Raw genomic sequence first — 18758 nt, forward strand, 5'->3', positions numbered from 1 at the left:
ATCTCCTTTGATCGCTGCCTTCTTGGTCAACGGCATAGTCGTCACGACTTCGCCTCACCAAACAAGTTTCAGTATCGCCCACGAAACTGACGAGCGCGATAGGCGTACGCCGTCTGTTCCCTGAATAGTGTTGTGCACCCGCACAACGCGGCGCTACAGTCCACTCATGTCGATCGACCAGGAACTCAGCCGCGGCGTGGGCGCGACCGGCTCCGCCGCGCCGGACGCCGATTCCGTCGACTTCTTCCTCGAGCTCGTCGACTCCGTCGACGCGCTCGCCGAGGGTGTCGTCGACCAGATCCTCGCGGGCGAGAACGAATACGCCGAGAATCCGATGTCCCGCGAGCTCTTGTATTCGATCGTGAGCGAGAACATCTCCGCGCTCCTCGCCACCCTCGCCGGCACCACCGACTCTCTCGCCGCCGCGCGCCGCGCGGGTCGCATCAAGGCCGAACACGGCATCCCGATGGCGAGCCTGCTTCACGCCTACCGGCTCGCCGGGCTTCAACTCTGGGACGAGATGATGGCGCGTTCCATCGGCACCCAGCGCACCGAGACGCTTCTGCACCTGTCGTCGGATGTCTGGGGCATCATCGATCGGTTCTCCGGTGCCGCGGCGGAGTCCTATCGCGCGTTCGTGGACGAGCGCGATCGCCGCGACGAACAGGCGCGCAGCGTCATGCTCCTCAGCCTGCTCGACGGGAGCGCCACCCCGGGCGAGATCGGCAGGCTGCTGCGCTCACTCGAACTGCCCGAGCACGCCAGCTACCTCGTGGTCGCCGCCGAGCGGAGCAGCACCGGCACGGACCCGGTACCGGAGGTGCAGGGTCGCCTGCAAGCCGCAGGTATCTCCTCGGCCTGGACCGCCTGGAAAGGCGAATACGTCGGGCTCATCGGGCTGTCCCAGCGCGCCGATGTCGACCGCGCCATCTCGATCGTGTCAGCGGGAGCACGATCGCGGGTCGGCATCAGCCGCCCGTTCACCCGGTTGTCGGCATCCCCGGACGCCGTGGCCCAGGCCCGCATGTCGGTCGAGTGCATCGCGTCGCCCGGCGTCGGCATCCATCGCTACGGATCGGCCCCACTCGACCTTCTCCTCGTCGCCCAGCCGGGCTACGGAGCGGAGCTCCGAGACGGCGTCTTCGCCCGGCTTCTCGACGACTCCGTGGACGGTGCGGTGCTCCTCGACACCCTCGAGGCGTGGTTCGACGCCGACGGCTCCACTTCGGGCGCGGGACAGCGGATGCACTGCCACCGCAACACGGTGCTCTACCGACTCGGTCGCATCGCCGAGCTGACCGGACGTTCCGTGTCACGGCCGGCCGAGGCATCCGAGCTCTACGCCGCCCTTCGTGCGGTGCGGCTCGGCGGGACCAGGCTGTAGCACTGTCTAGAGACGCTCGATGATGGTCGCGTTCGCCATTCCGCCGCCCTCGCACATCACCTGAAGGCCATAGCGTCCGCCGGTCGCCTCGAGGTGATTCACCATCGTGGCCAGAAGACGGGCACCGGATGCCCCGAGCGCGTGCCCGAGGGCGATCGCGCCCCCGCGCGGGTTGAGCTTGGAGGCATCCGCTCCCGTCTCGGCGAGCCAGGCGAGCGGCACGGGCGCGAACGCCTCGTTCACCTCGAAGGCGTCGATGTCATCGATCGTCAGACCCGCCTTGGCGAGTACCTTCGCCGTTGCCGGGATGACGCCGGTGAGCATGAAGAGCGGGTCGCTGCCGGTCACGGCGAAGCTGTGGAATCGTGCACGCGGCTTCAGCCCGAGCTCTGCAGCCTTCGCCTCGCTCATGATCAGGGTCGCGGCGGCGGCATCCGTCAGCGGTGAGGAGTTGCCCGGCGTGATGTTCCAGCCGATCTCGGGAAAGCGCTCGGCGAACCGCTCGGAGTAGAAGGCCGGCTTCAGCCCCGCGAGCCCCTCGGCGGTGGTCGACGGCCGCACCGTCTCATCCGTAGTCACGTTTCCGACGGCGATGAGCTCGTTGGCGAAGAAGCCCTCGGCAGTGGCCTGCGCGGCGAGCTGGTGCGACCGGGCCGAGAAGTCGTCGAGCTGGGCGCGGGAGAAGCCCCACTTGCTGGTGATGAGTTCGGCGGAGATGCCCTGGCCGACCAGGCCGTCGGGGTAGCGCGCGGCCACCTGCTCGCCGTAGATGTCCTCGCCCATGATCGAGTAGCCGATCGGTGCGCTGCTCATCGACTCCACCCCGCAGGCGATCGCGATGTCGTAGTTCCCGGTCATGATGCCCTGGGCGGCGAAGACGGCCGCCTGCTGGCTCGATCCGCACTGGCGGTCGATTGTGACTGCAGGCACGTGGTCCGGGAACCCCGCGCCGAGCACGGCGTTCCGCGTCACGTTGTAGGTCTGCTTGCCGGCCTGCGCGACGCATCCGCCGATCACGTCGTCGACGGTTGCCGGATCGACACCGTTGCGCTCGACCAGCGCGCGCAGCGTGGTGGCGAGCAGGTCGACCGGGTGCACGCCGCTGAGGGACCCGCCCGGCTTGCCGCGGCCGGAGGGGGTGCGGATGACGTCGACGATCACTGCGGAGTTGTTCATTGCGGACTTCCTTGTCTGGGGTTCCTCCAGCTTAGGCACGCTGGGACGCTCGACCATGCCGCCGTTTGTCAGCCGTGCTGGAAGTTGTTTCACGGCATGGCTGACAAACCGGCGCACGGTCCCCACGCGGCACGGATGACCACTCCTCGTCCATCATGGATGTCGGCACCGCGTCCACCGATGCGAGCCGGTGAGCGGGTTGATCGTGCCTTCAGGGTCACGCTCGGCACATGCCAACATCTACGGGCGACTGGATCGACCACATCCACCTCAGCAGCCAGTTGCTGACCCCCGGGGAACGCTACGAATTCTTCGCATCGGTCTCGCGAGGCGAACTGGTGGCCCTCTTTCCGGGCATCTACATTCGAGCTCTGCTCTGGAATGCCCTCAGCCCGGAACAGAGGTATCGGGCCCGCGTGAAGGCGGCATCGCTGGTCGTTCCGCCCGATACCGTGTTCTCGCACCACTCCGCGGCTGCTCTCTGGCGGCTGCCGCTAGTGGGAAGGTGGCCGACTCGGGCGCATGTCACGGTGCCGCGAGCCACAGGTGGTCGGTCGACCGTCATGCTCGAGCGACACACCGTTGGAGTACCGCGAGAATCGATCTCGATCGATCGACTCTTCGTCACCACGCTCGCAAGAACGGTGGCAGACATGGCCGCGTGCAGTCCTTTTGCCACCGGGGTGGCCATCGCGGATGCCGCGCTACGCCGAACCGCACATCCTCTCCAGTCGGTGCCTCGCTCCCTGGTCACAAGGGAAGACCTGATTCGCGAACTCCTCGAAATACCGCTGACACACGGTGGGGCGAAGGCGAGGCGGGCGCTCGAATTTGCCGACGGCAAGGCTGACCGCCCCGGCGAATCGGTGAGCCGCGCGAACATGGAGTGCATCGGCATCTCGATGCCTCAGCTCCAGGTGGCTTTGGCCGGAGCAAGCGGCCGGGTATACATCGTCGACTTCTGGTGGCCGGAGTTCAACATGATCGGTGAGTTCGACGGCGACGCGAAGTACACCGACCCCGAATTCCTCCGTGGGCGCACTCCCGAGCAGGCTCTCATCGACGAAAAGCGACGCGAGGACGACCTCCGCGCCACCGGTCATGGCATGACCCGATGGCATTGGCAGATCGCGTACTCGCCGAATCGGCTGCGGACCCACCTCCTCGCGGCGGGCATCCGCTAGCGACATCGCCGGGGGAAGTCGACCTGCTCGCGGGACCATGCGTCCATTCGTCAGGCATGCGGCAATCCGTTTGAGCGCGTGGCTGACGAATGGGCGCACGGTTGCGGCAACGAGCGCTTCGCGCCGCGGGCATCCGCTGACCCGCACTCCTGACTCCGCACTCCCGACCCCCGACTTCCGACTTCCGACTTCCGAGATCGTCGCATCCCGTAACTTTCACCGGAAACTCGGGCCGGAAGCGAGATAATCGGGAAGGAATTCGCCGAAGCGGCGTTGAATCCGTCGTACCCGAAACGCGCCGCCGGCCAGTCAACAGCCCGGCGACCAGGAACAGGAAGCGCATCCCCATGCCGCAACGCATCTACAACGACATCACCGAGATCTTCGGAAACACCCCGCTGGTGCGGCTGAACAAGGTGGCCGCCGGCCTCGAGGCGACGGTTCTCGCGAAGCTGGAGTTCTACAACCCCTCCGCCAGCGTCAAGGACCGCCTTGGTGTCGCCATCGTCGATTCGGCCGAGGCCTCTGGCGACCTCAAGCCCGGCGGCACGATCGTGGAGAGCACGAGTGGCAACACCGGCATCGCGCTCGCGATGATCGGGGCGGCGCGCGGCTACAAGGTGGTCCTCACGATGCCCGAGACCATGAGCAAGGAGCGGCGGATGCTGCTGCGCGCGTACGGCGCCGAGCTCGTGCTCACGCCGGGAGCCGGCGGCATGAAGGCCGCGGTCGATCGTGCCGCCGAGATCGTGGCGAGCACCCCGGGAGCCGTCTACGCCAAGCAGTTCGCCAATGCCGCGAACCCGGCCATCCACCGCGCCACCACCGGTCCTGAAATCTGGAACGACACCGAAGGTGCCGTCGACATCTTCGTCTCGGGCATCGGCACCGGGGGCACCATCACGGGCACGGGTGGCTTCCTCAAGGAGCAGAAGCCCGACCTCGTCGTGATCGGAGTCGAACCGGCCGAGTCGCCGATCCTCAACGGGGGAGCGCCCGGACCGCACAAGATCCAGGGCATCGGCGCCAACTTCGTGCCGGAGATCCTCGACCGCGAGGTCTACGACGAGATCATCGACGTCAACATCACCCAGTCGGTCGCGATGGCTCGCCGTCTCGCCGCGGAGGAGGGCATCCTCGCCGGGATCTCGTCCGGGGCGACGGTGCAGGCTGCCCTCGAGGTGGCCGCGCGGCCCGAGAACGCCGGCAAGACCATCGTCGTGATCGTCGCCAGCTTCGGTGAGCGGTACCTCTCGACCGTGCTGTACGAAGACCTCGCGGACTGACCGGATGCCCTTCGCCGGACTTCGCGAGGATATCCGGATGGCGCGGCAGAAGGATCCCGCTGCGCGTTCGAGTGCGGAGGTGTTCCTCGCCTACTCAGGTCTCCATGCGGTGTGGGGCTACCGGATCGCTCATCGCCTCTGGACGTGGCGGTGGTTCCTGGCGGCTCGCGTCTACTCGCAGTTGGTGCGGTCGCTGACCGGGGTGGAAATCCATCCCGGCGCGACCATCGGCCGCAGGCTCTTCATCGACCACGGCATGGGCGTGGTCGTCGGGGAGACCGCGGTGGTGGGCGACGACGTGCTGCTGTACCACGGCGTCACCCTCGGCGGCACGAGCTCGGTGCGCGAGCGTCGGCATCCCACTATCGGCGATCGGGTGACCATCGGCGCCGGTGCCAGCGTGCTCGGACCGGTGACCATCGGGCACGACTCGATCATCGGAGCGAACGCGGTGGTGGTGACGGATGCCCCGCCGAACTCCGTGCTCACCGGCATCCCCGCGCGCGTGCGACCGCGCACCCCGTCCTCCGTCGCCGAGACTTTCACTGACCCCGCGATCTACATCTGACGTCGTTACAGGTCGAGCGCGTCCCCGGGTTCCAAGGCGACGTATTCGCCGCCACCCTGCTCGACGGCCCACTTGAGGCGGTCGCCGCCCATGCCCTTTCCGGCGACCGAGAGCACCATCTCGTGGGTGGCGAATGCCCGACGCGGTCGCACCGCGAGTACGAAATCGATGGCCTCGCCGATCTTCAGCCAGGGCGCGCCGACCGGGGCCGCGAGAGCATCCACATCCACTCCTTCCGGCACTGTGAAGGAGTCGCCGGGGTAGTAGAGCGCGTCATTGACCAGCACGCCCACGTTGTCGACGATCGGAATCGAGGAATGGATCACCGCATGCTTCTCTCCGAAGAATCGGAGGGAGAAGGGCTCGGCGTCGATGACGTCCCCGTCCTTCACGATCGTGATGTCGAAGTCGGCGGCGGCGATCGCCACACCCTCCGGGCCGTAGAGTTTCGCGCCGGGATTACGGTCGAGGATGCGGGTGAGCTGGTCAGCGGTCCAGTGGTCTCCGTGCTCGTGCGTGATCACGATCGCTACGACATCGTTGAGGCCGACAAGGGCGGTGGTGAAGACCCCCGGATCGATCACGAGCGTCTTGCCCGAGGATTCGAGGATGAGGCAGGCATGTTCTTGTTTCGTTACGCGCATTTCCCAGACTGTACTCCGCGCGGTGCGCAGCGGAAGCTTGCCGATGGCATCCGACATACTGGGCTGATGACGACACCGGCGCCGCTCTCGTGACTGCCCTGCGTGTCGTCGTCGCCATCAATCCCACAGCCTCGTTCGGCAAGGGGCGCGCCGTCGGTCCCGCGGTCGTGCAGGCACTGCGCGGTGCCGGCCATCGCGTGACCGCACTCAGCGAGCCGACCTTCGCCGACCTGCACCGGGAGGCCGAGAAGGCGATCGAGCTGGCCCCGGACGCCCTCGTGGTCGTGGGGGGAGACGGCATGGTCAGCCTCGGCACCAACCTCGTGGCCGGCACCGGCATCCCGCTCGGAATCGTGCCCTCGGGTACCGGCAATGACGTGTCCCGCGGTTTGCGCATCCCCATCGGGGACACGGATGCCGCCATAGACGTGCTGCTCGCCGCGCTGGCGGGTGAGCCCCGGGTGATCGACGCGGCGCTCATCCATCGCACCGGTCAGCCGGACCGCTGGTACGCCGGAGTGCTCTCGGCCGGCTTCGATGCGCTGGTGAACGAGCGGGCGAACCTGTGGCGCTGGCCGAGGGGCAAGATCCGCTATAACCTCGCCCTGCTGCGCGAGCTCGCGACCCTGAAGCCCACCACCTACCGTCTCGTGCTCGACGGAGTGGAGTGGAACACGGCCGGCACCCTGGTGTCGATCGCCAACAACACCTCGTTCGGTGGCGGAATGCTGATCACGCCCGATGCCCTCCTCGACGACGGTTGGATCGATGTCTTCGTGGTCGAGCCCCTGTCGCGCATCGCTTTCCTCGGCATCTTCCCGCGCGTCTTCAAAGGCACGCATGTCACGGATCCTCGGGTCTCGATCCGTCGCGCGAAGCGCGTGACGATCGATGCGGATGGAGTGGTCGCCTATGCCGACGGAGAGCGGGTCGGAGAGCTGCCGCTCGAGATCGAAATCGTGCCGGGAGCCCTGCGGATCCTCGCTCCCTGACGCGGGCATCCGCCCCGTTTTGGTGCGCCTTGCTCGCATGTGGCATACTCGTTGAGTTGTCCACTTGCGGCCCCATCGTATAGCGGCCTAGTACGCTGCCCTCTCACGGCGGTAACACCGGTTCGAATCCGGTTGGGGTCACAGTCGGTCCGGATGCCAGCGTCTGCTGGGGTCCGGGCCTTTTTTCGTCGGGTGCGCCGCCATCCGTCGAATCGGGTCGTGAAGCGCCTATGGCAGGACAATTCGTGACGGATGGAGCGTGCGACCACGCCGATTAAGGCCCTCCGAGCCAGTGGTCGATGCGGTGATGGTCGGGAGTGAACCCGTGCTCGACGCCCCACAGAACCGCCTGGGTGCGACTCTGCGCACCGATCTTGCGATAGGTGTTGCGGATGTAGGACTTCACCGTGTTGGGGCTGAGGTAGGTGAGCGCCGCGACCTCGGCATTGCTCTTTCCCTGGGTGATCAGGGCGAGGATCTCCGACTCCCGGTCGGTGATTCCCTCCTGGCGCCCTGGCCAGTCCAGCGCGAGCGCGCTCCCGGATCGCCGCGGCGGCGCGCTGATCACCTCTTCTCCGGCATGCACCAGCTCGAGCGCCGCGACCAGATCGCTCGCCGCCAGGGTCTTCGACAGGTATCCCTTCACGCCCTTCTCGCGCGCGCTGTCGACGAGAAGCGGATGAAAATTCCAGGTGTAGACCACCACGTTGCCGGCTCGTGGGTTGTTCACGAGGGCGTTCAACTCCTGCTGGTCGGACTCCGGTTGCGCGAAAGAGTCGTACATGACGATGTCGACCCGGTCGTCGAGGGAAGCGTTCGAGTCGATCTCGGAGATGACGATCCGATCCCGGTACTCGTCGAACATGTGGGCGAGGCCTTTCAGCACGACGTCGTAGTCGTCGACGAGCGTGACTGTGAGGGGACGGGGAGGCGCGAGGATCGACATATTCCGACATTACCTCCCTAGGGGTGTGACCGACCACCCCCCTAGGGCGGTTATCTAGAGGAGCGGCCCGCTGAGGGCCGTTCCCCCACCCCTAGTACAAGGAGAATCTCATGCTCGGACTCATCATCAGCATCATCATCGTCGGGCTCATCGCCGGTGCCGTCGCCCGCCTCATCGTTCCCGGCAAGCAGAATCTGTCCATCGGAATGACCCTGCTTCTCGGCATCATCGGATCGTTCGTCGGCGGATTCCTGGGCTTCCTCCTCTTCGGGGCCGACCCTTCGGGTGGCTTCTTCCAGCCGGCCGGAATCATCGGGTCCATCATCGGCGCGATCATCGTGCTGCTCCTCTGGACCCGCTTCGGAAGCCGCCGCACCGCTCGCCGCTGAGGCCCCGTCCAGACTCACGCGACTATCGGTCGGTGCTCCCTGTCTTGGCAACGGGGAGCACCGACTGTCGGCTATCTGCCGGGAACCCCCGCGTGGCCCAACGCTGCCGCAGCCCTCCGCAACCACGGGTTGCTGTCGGCCGACCACCGAGCGAGCGCGATGTTCGCGCGGCCCAACGCGGGGGCATCCAGCCCCTCGACAAGGGGAACTAGCACGTCGGTGATGAGGGGATCGGCGAGGGCGGGTGTGCGCGCATCGCGCAGGAATCCCTCCAGGCGGGTCAGGTCGGAATTGCCGAGCAGGCGCACGTGCGTCTGCAGCAGCACAATCGCCGCGAGCCTCCGCTCGAAGACGGGCGGGCCCCAGAGTTCCGAACTCAGGGCGGTGATCTCGTCGTGGCCGAGGCCCGGATGCCGGCGCCCGAGGTCCCGGATCGTGCCGCGAACAGCGCCGACCGATGCACCGTAGAACCGGAGGTCGGAGCCGATTCGTGCCTCGTCGGCAAGCGCACGCCGCCACGTGCCTTCGAGTTGGAGGGCGGCATCCACGAAGTCGCCGGCGTCACTCACCCGGCTATCCCAGCGGCTGTGCGATCTCCCAGATGTGACCGCCCGGGTCCTGGAAACTCGCCGTGCGGATGCCCCACTCGCGGTCCATCGGACCGTTCAGCAGCTCCACCCCACGCCCGACGAGCTCGGCGCAGGTGGCATCCACGTCGTCCACATCGAGAGTCAGCTGGAGCCGCGATCCGGCGTTGGAATCGGCCACCGTCGCCGGCGAGATGAGGCCGTGGGCCGCGGAGGTCTTGAGCAGGTTGATCATGGTGTTGTCGAAGCGGAATACCGCCGAGTCGTCGTCCTCGAAGAGGATCGGCAGCTGGAAAACCTCGAGGTAGAACGCCTTCGTCGCCGCGAGATCATCGACGAATAGCGTGAGGGCACTGATCGATCCGGGCCAGATGGCCATGTTCTCCTCTTTTCAGTCAAGGGGCGAATGAAAAGGTGGCGCCGCACAGGGGTCTACTTCCTGACCTTCTTGAACCCGTTTCCGAGACAACCACGTGCGACCTTACCGCCAGGACGGCCACCGCCTCAAAGGTACGCCCCGGCCCACGACAAATCCCTCCGGCAGCCATAACATGAGCATATGTATCCAAACTCGGTGACGGTTTCTCTCGGCTCGGAGCTTCTGTGACCGAGGGCTCCGGAAGCACAGGGCTCGCCGATTTCTCGGAGATGCTCGAGCGCGGGGGAGCGGATGCCGCGGGCCACGGGCCCGATCCGCTCGACCCCGTCACCGTGGCCAGGGCTCGCCGCCGCCGCCTCCGTCGTCGGATCTCCGGGCTCGTCGTGCTGCTCGTGATCGTCGCGGCAGTGGGTACCTACCTGCCGCTCACCCTCCTTGCTCCGCTACACAACGCCACGCTGGTCGCGACGAAGCCGAAGATCATCCAGCCGGGCGCCGGGATGATCACCCTGCCGAGCGTGGGGGCGTCGGCCGTGAGCGTCACCGGTGCGGAGGCGTTTCCGGCGACGGTGGGTTCCAACGGCATCCTCGCCTCGAGCGGCGGCGCCGGGCCGCTGCCGATCGCGAGCATCAGCAAGCTGATCACGGCCCTCGTCGTGCTCGAGGTCAAACCACTGAGGGAGACCGATCCCGGCCCCACCCTCGCCTTCAGCAAGGCCGACCACGACCTCTACGACCAGTACTACGTGCTGGGGGCGTCGGTAGAGCCCATGAAGACCGGCAGCACGATGTCGGAACGCGACGCGCTGGGGTTGATGCTGGTGGCATCCGCCTGCAACTATGCCGACGCGGTGAGCACCTGGGCATTCGGATCCCGGTCCCGCTATCTCGGCGCGGTGAAGAACTGGCTCGCTGCCCACGGCCTGAAATCGACCACGATCGTCGAGCCGACCGGGATCGACGCCCGCAATGTGAGCACACCGGCCGACCTGATCGCGCTCGGAAAGCTCGCGATGGCGAATCCGGCGATAGCATCCCTCGTGGGGTCACGCTCGATCGTGGTGCCGGGCGTCGGAGGTCTCTCGAACAACAACATCAGCCTCGGATCGGAGGGGATCGACGGCATCAAGACCGGCACCCTCGAGTCGGCGGGCTCGAGCCTGCTGTTCTCCGCCAGCGTGGAGGTCGGGCTGCGCAAACCGATCACCATCGTCGGCGTGATCCTGGGCGGCTACAGCCGCGAGACGGTGGACAGCGAAGCCCAGGCGATGATCCGCAGCATCCGATCCGGCTTCCATGTCGTCCAGCTGGTGGGCGCGGGCACCGCCGTCGGCAAATACTCCACGCCCTGGAAGGATGGCGCGCGCGTCGTGACCGAAAGCCGGGCATCCGTGCTCACCTGGTCGGATGCCCCGATCACCTCGACCATGACGATCAAGCCCCTGAAGACGGCAAGGGACGGATCCACCGTCGGCAGCCTCGACTTCGTGGTCGCCGGTGCTCCGATCTCGGTGCCGCTGGTGCTCGACGGATCGATCGCGGGACCGGATGCACGGTGGCGACTTACCCACCCGGGCGAGCTGCTCGGCGCGCACTGACTTCAGAGGCGGGCGAGCCTCTCGATGTCTTCGAGGAACTCCAGGGCGGCCTGCGGCGACACCGTCGTTCGAGTGGAGCGGATCGCGGAGACGTAGTCCTGCGTGCTCGGGCCGGCTGGCGCCGAGGCATCCTCTCCGCTGAACAGCGCGCGCTCGAGAGCCTCCTGGGAGGCCCGGCGTGCGGCATATTCCACATCGGCGGGGGAGAACCCGTCGCTCGCGGCGACGAGGGCATCGAGATCGACCAGGCCGGTCACCGAGGCGGGGATGTAACGCTCCCAGATGGCGAGCCGGGCCGCGGCATCCGGCAATCCGATCGGCACGACGTAGTCAAACCGCCCGTGGCGGAGGAATGCGGAATCGAGAGCGCGGATGAAGTTAGTGGCGCAAACGAGCAGGCGCCCGGGCTGCTCGCGGAAGGCGGGGATGATCTTCAGGAGCTCATTCGTCACGCCCTGCAGCGCGGAGGGCGGCTCGCCTCCGCGCTGTGCGGCGATCTCTTCCACCTCGTCGATGAACACCACAGCGTGTTCGAGCTCGGAGATCTTGAGGAAGGTCTCCCGCAAGGCTCCCGCCAAACCCTTGGGGTCAGCGGCGAGGCGTGAGGGGAACACCTCGACGAACGGCCACTCCAGGCGTGACGCGATCGCCTTGGCGAAGGTCGTCTTGCCGGTGCCGGGCGGCCCGAAGAGCACGACGGCCTTCGGAGGCACCACCCCGTACTGCTCCGCCATGTCCGGTTTGGCGAGAGGCATCACGAGGCGGCGTTCGAGCAACTCCTTCTCGCGCTGCATTCCGCCGACGCCCTCCCAGAGGTCTCGGGGCAGGATGCGTCCGCCCAGCTCGCTCAGCGAGCGCAGCTCTTCGCGCTGCACCGGGATGTGGCGCTCGAAGTAGCGCAGGTTCTTCTTGACCTCGAAACCGCGATTGAGAAAAGCATCCACCCGGCTCGCAGACTCGGGCATAAGGGCCGAGAGCTTCGCGAGACCGTGGGGCGCCATCCGGTTCTCGAGCGCGGCGAGCATGGCGGTGCCGATGCCCTGGCCCTGCCACTTCTGAGCCGTCGAGAGAAACACGATCCAGCCCTGCGCGTGGGCGGCACGACCGACCGCAGCGCCGATCACCTCCTCGCCGTGCATGGCGACGACGGCGTGGTCTTTCTGGCACGAGGCGAGCACCTCCGAGAGGCCGTAGACCGGCTCGGTCTTCGCCGCGGTGATCTCCTCCCAGAGATGGAGGATGCCGTCGAGATCATCGGAATGGAAGTCTCGGATGCGCCAACCGGTCATTGTGGCTCCCTCGCATGAATGACGTGTGGGTGACAATCTAGGGCACCAGCATCTGCGCGAGCTTCGAGTGGCGTACTCTCGCAACAGAGGGAGGCTCATCATGGGCGGAGTCACACCACCCGAGCGACCGATGAGCACCGGGCGCCGATTCGCCTATCTCTTCGCGACGCCCTGGTGGCGTGCCGTCTGGGTCGGTGCGGCCGTGGTCTGGTTTGTCGTGTTGACCGTCCTGGTGGCGATGGATCCCATGCACGACCAGGGGCTCGGCGCCCTCTCGGTAGTTCCCCTCTTCACTGTGGTATTCGACATCATGCGCAGATCACGCGCCCTCGAGCGCAAGTGATGCCGTGAACTACGTCAGGCTCGCACTCGTTCGACTGGGATCGTTTGGCGCAGAGCTGACCCAGTCGCTCGTCACGGCATTCGGCGGAGGAAACGGCGATCCGACGCGGCTGCAGGAGCCGAGGCGGTTACGCCAGGTGAAGCCGCAGAAGAGGTCCGTCCGCCGCCGCTGACGCAGCGACCGTGCCCCACATCGGAATCTCACCGCGTGTCGGCGACGGCGAGTGCTGAGAGCGGAGATTCGGATGACCCGTCGGCGCGTTGCGCGCCACGGACGGCGTGTCGGCGGAGTCATCCGCTCTCGACCCCGCCATCGCGGCGCCGCCCACCCGGTGCGTGTCTTCCGGACCCGGCGTAGTCGGGGCCCGGAATCGTAGGTCAGGCCTCCCGAAGCGCACCATAGAACCGCAGGAGGTCCGCTGACGGGGTGAGCACTCCGAGCGCCTGGGGCTGAGTGATCCACGGTCGCTCGTTGAGGAAGACGCGCGAGGGCGTGAGGACGACGATCGAGAGTTCGGCGCTCGATATCGTCCAACTGCAGGCATCGGTGAGCACGGAGAATCGTTCCGCCGCGAAGACCCCGAAGAGCAACTCGAACAGGAGTCGCATGAGCTGGTCTGGCACACCGGCGAGCGAGATGGCCACCCGGTTGCCCGCGGCGAGGGCTGCGGCGAGGTTCTCGCCGACCATGATCGAATCGCAGCCCGGAGCGCAGACCAGAAGTACGTTTCCGAGCGTCACGATCTTCGTCGACCGCCGTCGACCGAGCGCCGGCCGGGGCACCGCGATCTGGGCGAACCGCTCGAAATGAGCGGCCATCATCACGGCACCGGCGAGCACGTGCACCCCATCCGGGTTGGTGACGAGGGAGGTGGACACGTGCTTCAGGATCGCGGCTGTTTTCACGAGTGGGGGATCCCTGCGGTGAGCCCGCCGTCGATCACGAATTCGGACCCGGTGGAGTAGCTGGATTCATCGCTCGCGAGGAAGAGCACAAGCTGCGACACCTCGGTGGGATCCGCCGCCCGTCCCATCGGAATCTGCAGCTGGTGCGGATCGAGACCCGCCGTCATCGGTGTGCTGATGAAGCCGGGATGGATGGAGTTGACTCTCACCCCCGCGGGCGCCAGTTCGAGGGCGACCGATTTGGTGAGCCCGCGCACCGCGAATTTCGTCGCGACGTAGGCATGCAGCCCGGCGCTTCCCCGCAGACCCTCGACCGAGGAGACGTTGATGATCGAGCCGTGTCGCTGAGCCGCGAGCACTGCCGAAACGGTCTTCATTCCGAGGAATGTGCCGGTGAGATTGATCTCCAGCGTCTTGTGCCAGAGATCGAGGGGGAAGTCGCCGATCGGGGATCCGTTGGCGATGCCCGCGTTGTTGACGAGCACATCGAGGTGTCCGAATTCGGAGAGGATGAACCGCAGAGCATCCGCCCAGTCGCTCTCGCTGGTCACATCGAGGTGCACGAAGCGGGCCGCGGCGCCGAGCTCGACCGCCAGCGCTTCCCCGTCGGCATCCAGGACATCCGCGAGCACGACCTTCGCGCCTTCGGAGATGAGCAGCCGTGCATGCGCGGCGCCCATCCCGCGGGCTCCTCCGGTGACAAGAGCGACTTTTCCACTGACACGATTCACGATGGTCCCCTGCTCGATTCGACCCGTTGTGGTCGACGTCAAGTCTGTGAGCGAGACAGCCCGCGCGTCGGGCCATAGGTCCCGACCATGCGCCCGGAGAGGATAGCTGGCGCAGGGCTTCTCAGCCGAGGAGCTTCGGACGCTGCCAATCCGAACCGTGCACATGCTGGTCGAGGAATGCGAAGACGGTCTCGTACCAGACCACCGAGTGCTGGGGCTTCAGCACCCAGTGATTCTCGTCGGGGAAGAGAAGGAACTTGTGCGGGGTCGAGCCATCGGCGGCCGCATGGTGCTCGGCCAGTTCCGACCAGAGTCGCAGGCTCTCCCCGACCGGTACCCGGTAGTCGTTGTCGCCGTGGATCACGAGCATCGGCGTCACGATGTCCCGCACGCTGTGGTGGGGTGAGCTGTCGATCATGCCCTGCGGCGAGAAGATGCTCTGCCAATACCAGGAGTTATCGGTAGTGCCGTTGAACTGGTCGAGCGCCCAGAGACTGGCGTGGCTGACGATCGCGCGAAAGCGGTCGGTGTGCCCGGCAACCCAGTTCGCCATGTATCCGCCGAACGAGCCGCCGAGAGCCGCGGTCTTGGAGGCGTCGATGTCGTCGCGCGCCTCGGTGGCATCAGTGATCGCCATCAGGTCGGTGAAGGGCTTCGCGCCCCAGGCATCCCATCCTCGGGCGATGAAGTCGAGGCCGTATCCAGTCGACAGCGCCGGATCGGGCAGCAGCACTGCGTAACCGCGGGCCACGGCCAGCAGAGGATTCCACCGCCAGCTCCACGCGTTCCAGCTGTTCAGCGGCCCACCGTGGATCCACAGCAGGAGCGGGGCCGGATGCTCGGCTGAAGCGCCCTCGGGCAACAGCAACCAGCCGCGCACCCGCGCACCATCCTCGGCGCGCGTCTCGACCTCGGTGATCGACCCCGGCATCTCCGGTAGCTCGGCCGGAGTGGCAAGCGCGGTGATGGTTCCCGCCTGGGAGATGCGCACCGGATGCGGCGGCGTGACCCACGAGGATCGCAGGGCGACGAGGTCCCCGCTCGTGAGGTCGACCGCGACATCCGTGTAGGAGAAGTCGTCTTCGGTGATGCGAATCGGGGCGCCGCCGTCGAGAGGCACGCGGAAGACCGGGCCGCGACCGTCGTGATCGGCGGCGACGATGAGAGAGTCGTCGCCGGCGTCGAAGACGAGGCTGGACGGCCAGCGATCCCAATCGGCGGCGATTCGGTGCGCGCCGCCGCCGTCGATGTCGGCCACCCAGAGTTCTTGGTCGGCGGGTCCGCTCGGGGTGCTGAAGTCGGCACGCACGAATGCGATGCGTCGACCGTCGTGGCTCACCGCCGGCACCTCGAAATCCACGCCTTGCTCGTCGAAGAGCGTCGTCATCGCGCCGGACGCGACATCGATCGACACGAGCACAAAGCGACCGGCACGCTGCTCTTGTACCCGGACCGAGGCGATGAGAGTGCGGCCGTCGGGGGTGAGCCCCTGTCCGGCAGTGTCGGCGGTGCGGCCGGGGTGGGGGGTCAGATCGCGAGGGCGCGGAAGTTCCTCAGGGTACGGCAGCGGCTCTTCGCTGGTGCGGGCTGCCTCACCGACCGGCTCCCGCAGGTTCGCGAGGTCGAGCGCGAGAAAGTGCGGTTCTGCAGGCCCGAGATCGTGGTCCCAGTAGCGCACGGGGTAGCTCTCGTGAAGGATGGCCGTGACCTTCTTGGTCTTTCGCTCGGTGCGTGCCGCTGCCTCCGTCTCGAGGGTGTCGGCCGAGGGGAGCAGGTTAGCCGCGATCACGATGGCATCGGATCCGGTTGCGGTGGCCGCGATCTCGGAGACGCCCCCGAGCAGCCTGGTGACCGCGCGGGCTTCACCTCCGGCGGCGGGCAGCACCCAGAGTTGTGCGGCCTCGGGGTCTTTCTCGGCGGCGGTATCCGGGCGGGACGACACGAAGAGGATGTCGCCCGATCCGGTGAACGCGACCCCGGATTCGCCCTTGGCCGAGCGAGTCAGCCGTGTCGGTGAGCCCGTCCCGTCGGCGGGCACCGCCCAGAGCGCACGCTCGTAAGAGGTCTGATCCCGGGACAGCGTCGCGACCGTGAGCACCACCGAGCGGCCATCGGGGGACAGGGCGAGGCCCTCCACTCTGGGCAGCGCGATGTAACTCTCGAGGGACGCGAACGGTGGAAATTCAGAGTTGGTCGACATTCCTCCACGCTAGCTGCCCATCGGGTGGGACCTTCAACAGCGGATTCCCGTCGGTTTTCGGAAGACCGCGAATGCTGAGAGCGGAGATTCCGACGACCCGGCGGTGTGTCGCCCGCGGCGAACGGGGTTTCGGCGGAGTCATCCGCCGTCGGCCGCACGGTCTCGCACGCCGGAAGGGATTCCGGTGCTATGCGCGGCACCGAGACACTGTGCACCGGATCCGCGGCCTTCAGGCGACAGTTCCCTTACCTGCAGACGCCGGGCCCTAAGGTTGGCTCATGTACTCCTCGATCGCATTCCCGCTGGGAATCGCCTTCTACCTGCTCATCCTCGTAGCCGTCGCGTTCGCCCTCTTCTGGGTCGTGCGGCTCGGCGTGAGGTTCGGCTTGCGTGATCACGACAAGTGGCGCGAGAGAAGAACTCCAAACCCGCCGTCCGAGGCAGCCTGAGTGTTACCGCCCGCGCAACTCGTCGTCGCGCCACTCGATCGCTACGACGGTGCCGACCGCGACCTCTTCCTCGCGGGCACGCAGCTCGACCCGGCGGATCTTGCCCGAGATCGTCTTCGGCAGATCCATGAACTCGATGCGGCGGATGCGCTGGAACGGCGCCAGCTGCTCGCGCGCGTAGGCGAGGATCGAGAACGCCGTATCGGCGGAGGGTTCGAAGCCGGCCGCGAGCACGACGTAGGCCTTCGGCACGGCCAGGCGCACGGCATCCGGAGCGGGCACGATCGCCGCCTCGGCCACGGCGGGATGCTCGATGAGCACACTCTCGAGCTCGAACGGGCTGATCTTGTAGTCGGAGGCCTTGAAGACGTCGTCCGTGCGGCCGATGTAGGTGATGTAGCCGTCGGCGTCCCGCGCCGCGATGTCTCCGGTGTGGAAGTAGCCGTCGTGGGTGGTCGCGGCATTGCGCTCGGCATCCCCGACGTAGCCGGTCATGAGGTTGACCGGATGACCGGACAGGTCGACGCAGATCTCCCCCTCCTCGGCCAACTCGCCGGAAATCGGATCGACGAGCACGATCGGGCTTCCGGGCAGCGGCCGGCCCATCGAGCCGTCTTTGACCGCTGAACCAGGGGTGTTGCCGACTACGGCCGTCATCTCGGTCTGGCCGTATCCGTCGCGGATGGTGAGCCCCCACTGTCGACGGATCTGGCTGATCACCTCCGGATTGAGCGGCTCGCCCGCCGAGATGGCCTCGCGGAGGTCGCCACGCCCGGCCGAGAGGTCGGACTGGATGAGCATTCGCCACACTGTCGGCGGAGCGCAGAACGAGGTGACGTGCTCGTCCCGGATCTTCTCGGTGAGACGTGCGGCGTCGAAACGACCGTAGTTGTAGACGAAGATCGTGGCCTCGGCGATCCACGGCGCGAAGAAGCAGCTCCAGGCGTGCTTCGCCCAGCCGGGGGAGCTGATGGCGAGGTGGATGTCGCCGGCCCGGAGTCCGAGCCAGTACAGGGTGGAGAGATGGCCGACCGGGTAGGACACCTGAGTGTGCTCCACGAGCTTCGGACGACTGGTCGTGCCCGACGTGAAGTACAGCAGGAGCGGGTCGTGGGACCGGGTGTGCGGATGGGGCAGCGGTTCGGACGACGCGGCGAACGCATCCGCGAAATCGATCCAGCCGTCGCTGCCCGCCCCCACCCGGATCCGGGTGAAGTCCCCGGGCACGTCGTCGAACTTGTCCACGTCGGCGGAGGCGGCGATCACGTGCCGCACACCACCCCGCTGCATTCGGTCGATGAGATCCGCGGTGCCGAGGGCAGTGGTGGTCGGCAGGATGACCGCGCCGAGTTTCATGATCGCGAGCATCGAATCCCAGAGCTCGACCTGGTTGCCCAGCATGAGCATCACCGCGTCGCCGCGCTTCACGCCGAGGGAGCGGAGCCAGTTGCCCACCCGATCGGAGCGGGTGGCCATTTCGTCGAAGGAGAATCGTGCCGTCGAGCCGTCCTCCTCGGCGATCACCAGGGCGGGTCGGTCGTTGCCCCGGGCGATCGCGTCGAACCAGTCGACGCCCCAGTTGAAGGTGTCCCCGACATCGGGCCACTCGAATTCGGCGACGGCCTTGGCGTGATCCTCTCGGAGGGCGACCAGGCGGTCCCGCGCTGCACGGAAGTTGTCTGTTGCGGACTGCTGCGACACCGGTGGC

19 protein-coding genes and 1 tRNA gene are annotated in these 18758 nt (G+C 66.9%); 10 read left to right on the forward strand and 10 right to left on the reverse strand.

The features are described from left to right. The first annotated feature begins 166 nt into the window (after window positions 1-166). Window positions 167-1384 (forward strand): PucR family transcriptional regulator, encoded by a 1218-nt coding sequence (locus ACVXZ4_RS04925; protein WP_461797121.1) that lies wholly within the window; start codon window positions 167-169, stop codon window positions 1382-1384. Between the two features lie 6 nt (window positions 1385-1390). Here the strand turns inward: ACVXZ4_RS04925 and ACVXZ4_RS04930 are convergent, their stop codons facing one another. Continuing rightward, on the reverse strand, window positions 1391-2560 hold the full coding sequence (locus ACVXZ4_RS04930; protein ID WP_461797122.1) for a thiolase family protein: 1170 nt from the start codon (window positions 2558-2560) through the stop codon (window positions 1391-1393). Window positions 2561-2790: 230 nt separating this feature from the next. On the opposite strand from ACVXZ4_RS04930, the gene ACVXZ4_RS04935 reads away from it, so the two are divergent. The 3 genes from ACVXZ4_RS04935 (at window position 2791) to epsC (ending at window position 5598) form a co-directional block, all read left to right on the forward strand. Beyond that, window positions 2791-3744, forward strand: a complete 954-nt coding sequence (locus tag ACVXZ4_RS04935) for a hypothetical protein (RefSeq protein WP_461797123.1) — start codon at window positions 2791-2793, stop codon at window positions 3742-3744. Window positions 3745-4091: 347 nt separating this feature from the next. Next, entirely contained in the window at window positions 4092-5030 is a 939-nt protein-coding gene (gene cysK, locus ACVXZ4_RS04940; protein ID WP_461797124.1) for a cysteine synthase A, read from the forward strand. Between the two features lie 4 nt (window positions 5031-5034). Next, window positions 5035-5598, forward strand: a complete 564-nt coding sequence (gene epsC, locus ACVXZ4_RS04945) for a serine O-acetyltransferase EpsC (protein ID WP_461797125.1) — start codon at window positions 5035-5037, stop codon at window positions 5596-5598. A gap of 5 nt (window positions 5599-5603) precedes the next feature. On the opposite strand, the gene ACVXZ4_RS04950 is transcribed toward epsC, so the two are convergent. Further along, entirely contained in the window at window positions 5604-6242 is a 639-nt protein-coding gene (locus tag ACVXZ4_RS04950; RefSeq protein WP_461797126.1) for an MBL fold metallo-hydrolase, read from the reverse strand. Window positions 6243-6331: 89 nt separating this feature from the next. On the opposite strand from ACVXZ4_RS04950, the gene ACVXZ4_RS04955 reads away from it, so the two are divergent. Both ACVXZ4_RS04955 and ACVXZ4_RS04960 read left to right on the forward strand, forming a co-directional pair. After that, complete coding sequence (locus ACVXZ4_RS04955; protein ID WP_461797127.1) at window positions 6332-7234, forward strand: diacylglycerol kinase family protein; 903 nt, start codon at window positions 6332-6334, stop codon at window positions 7232-7234. Between the two features lie 68 nt (window positions 7235-7302). Beyond that, window positions 7303-7375 (forward strand) — tRNA-Glu (locus tag ACVXZ4_RS04960). A gap of 133 nt (window positions 7376-7508) precedes the next feature. On the opposite strand, the gene ACVXZ4_RS04965 is transcribed toward ACVXZ4_RS04960, so the two are convergent. Continuing rightward, complete coding sequence (locus tag ACVXZ4_RS04965; RefSeq protein ID WP_461797128.1) at window positions 7509-8180, reverse strand: response regulator transcription factor; 672 nt, start codon at window positions 8178-8180, stop codon at window positions 7509-7511. A 110-nt stretch (window positions 8181-8290) separates the two neighbouring features. On the opposite strand from ACVXZ4_RS04965, the gene ACVXZ4_RS04970 reads away from it, so the two are divergent. After that, complete coding sequence (locus tag ACVXZ4_RS04970) at window positions 8291-8569, forward strand: GlsB/YeaQ/YmgE family stress response membrane protein (protein ID WP_461797129.1); 279 nt, start codon at window positions 8291-8293, stop codon at window positions 8567-8569. Between the two features lie 71 nt (window positions 8570-8640). Here ACVXZ4_RS04970 and ACVXZ4_RS04975 read toward each other — a convergent pair whose 3' ends face one another. Next, complete coding sequence (locus ACVXZ4_RS04975; RefSeq protein ID WP_461797130.1) at window positions 8641-9138, reverse strand: DNA alkylation repair protein; 498 nt, start codon at window positions 9136-9138, stop codon at window positions 8641-8643. Window positions 9139-9142: 4 nt separating this feature from the next. After that, window positions 9143-9535, reverse strand: coding sequence for a VOC family protein (locus tag ACVXZ4_RS04980; RefSeq protein ID WP_461797131.1), 393 nt, complete (start codon window positions 9533-9535; stop codon window positions 9143-9145). A gap of 224 nt (window positions 9536-9759) precedes the next feature. Between ACVXZ4_RS04980 and ACVXZ4_RS04985 the strand changes: the two genes are divergently transcribed. Then, window positions 9760-11133, forward strand: coding sequence for a D-alanyl-D-alanine carboxypeptidase family protein (locus tag ACVXZ4_RS04985; RefSeq protein ID WP_461797132.1), 1374 nt, complete (start codon window positions 9760-9762; stop codon window positions 11131-11133). 2 nt (window positions 11134-11135) lie between these two features. Here the strand turns inward: ACVXZ4_RS04985 and ACVXZ4_RS04990 are convergent, their stop codons facing one another. Next, window positions 11136-12422, reverse strand: a complete 1287-nt coding sequence (locus tag ACVXZ4_RS04990; RefSeq protein WP_461797133.1) for an ATP-binding protein — start codon at window positions 12420-12422, stop codon at window positions 11136-11138. 100 nt (window positions 12423-12522) lie between these two features. Here ACVXZ4_RS04990 and ACVXZ4_RS04995 point away from each other — a divergent pair, with 100 nt between their 5' ends. Then, window positions 12523-12765, forward strand: a complete 243-nt coding sequence (locus ACVXZ4_RS04995; protein ID WP_461797134.1) for a hypothetical protein — start codon at window positions 12523-12525, stop codon at window positions 12763-12765. Between the two features lie 377 nt (window positions 12766-13142). On the opposite strand, the gene ACVXZ4_RS05000 is transcribed toward ACVXZ4_RS04995, so the two are convergent. The 3 genes from ACVXZ4_RS05000 to ACVXZ4_RS05010 all read right to left on the reverse strand — a co-directional run bounded on the left by ACVXZ4_RS05000 (window position 13143) and on the right by ACVXZ4_RS05010 (window position 16601). Then, on the reverse strand, window positions 13143-13670 hold the full coding sequence (locus ACVXZ4_RS05000; protein WP_461797135.1) for a hypothetical protein: 528 nt from the start codon (window positions 13668-13670) through the stop codon (window positions 13143-13145). Then, the gene (locus ACVXZ4_RS05005; protein WP_461797136.1) at window positions 13667-14350 is read right to left on the reverse strand and encodes an SDR family oxidoreductase; all 684 of its coding nucleotides are present in this window, start codon (window positions 14348-14350) and stop codon (window positions 13667-13669) included. The genes ACVXZ4_RS05000 and ACVXZ4_RS05005 overlap by 4 nt, the downstream gene beginning before the upstream one ends. Before the next feature lie 172 nt (window positions 14351-14522). Beyond that, the gene (locus tag ACVXZ4_RS05010) at window positions 14523-16601 is read right to left on the reverse strand and encodes a S9 family peptidase (protein WP_461797137.1); all 2079 of its coding nucleotides are present in this window, start codon (window positions 16599-16601) and stop codon (window positions 14523-14525) included. A gap of 278 nt (window positions 16602-16879) precedes the next feature. Between ACVXZ4_RS05010 and ACVXZ4_RS05015 the strand changes: the two genes are divergently transcribed. Beyond that, window positions 16880-17050, forward strand: a complete 171-nt coding sequence (locus ACVXZ4_RS05015) for a hypothetical protein (protein WP_461797138.1) — start codon at window positions 16880-16882, stop codon at window positions 17048-17050. 3 nt (window positions 17051-17053) lie between these two features. Here the strand turns inward: ACVXZ4_RS05015 and ACVXZ4_RS05020 are convergent, their stop codons facing one another. Next, window positions 17054-18751, reverse strand: coding sequence for an AMP-binding protein (locus ACVXZ4_RS05020; RefSeq protein WP_461797139.1), 1698 nt, complete (start codon window positions 18749-18751; stop codon window positions 17054-17056). Between the last annotated feature and the right edge of the window lie 7 nt (window positions 18752-18758).

Source organism: Lacisediminihabitans sp. FW035, from assembly GCF_054880895.1.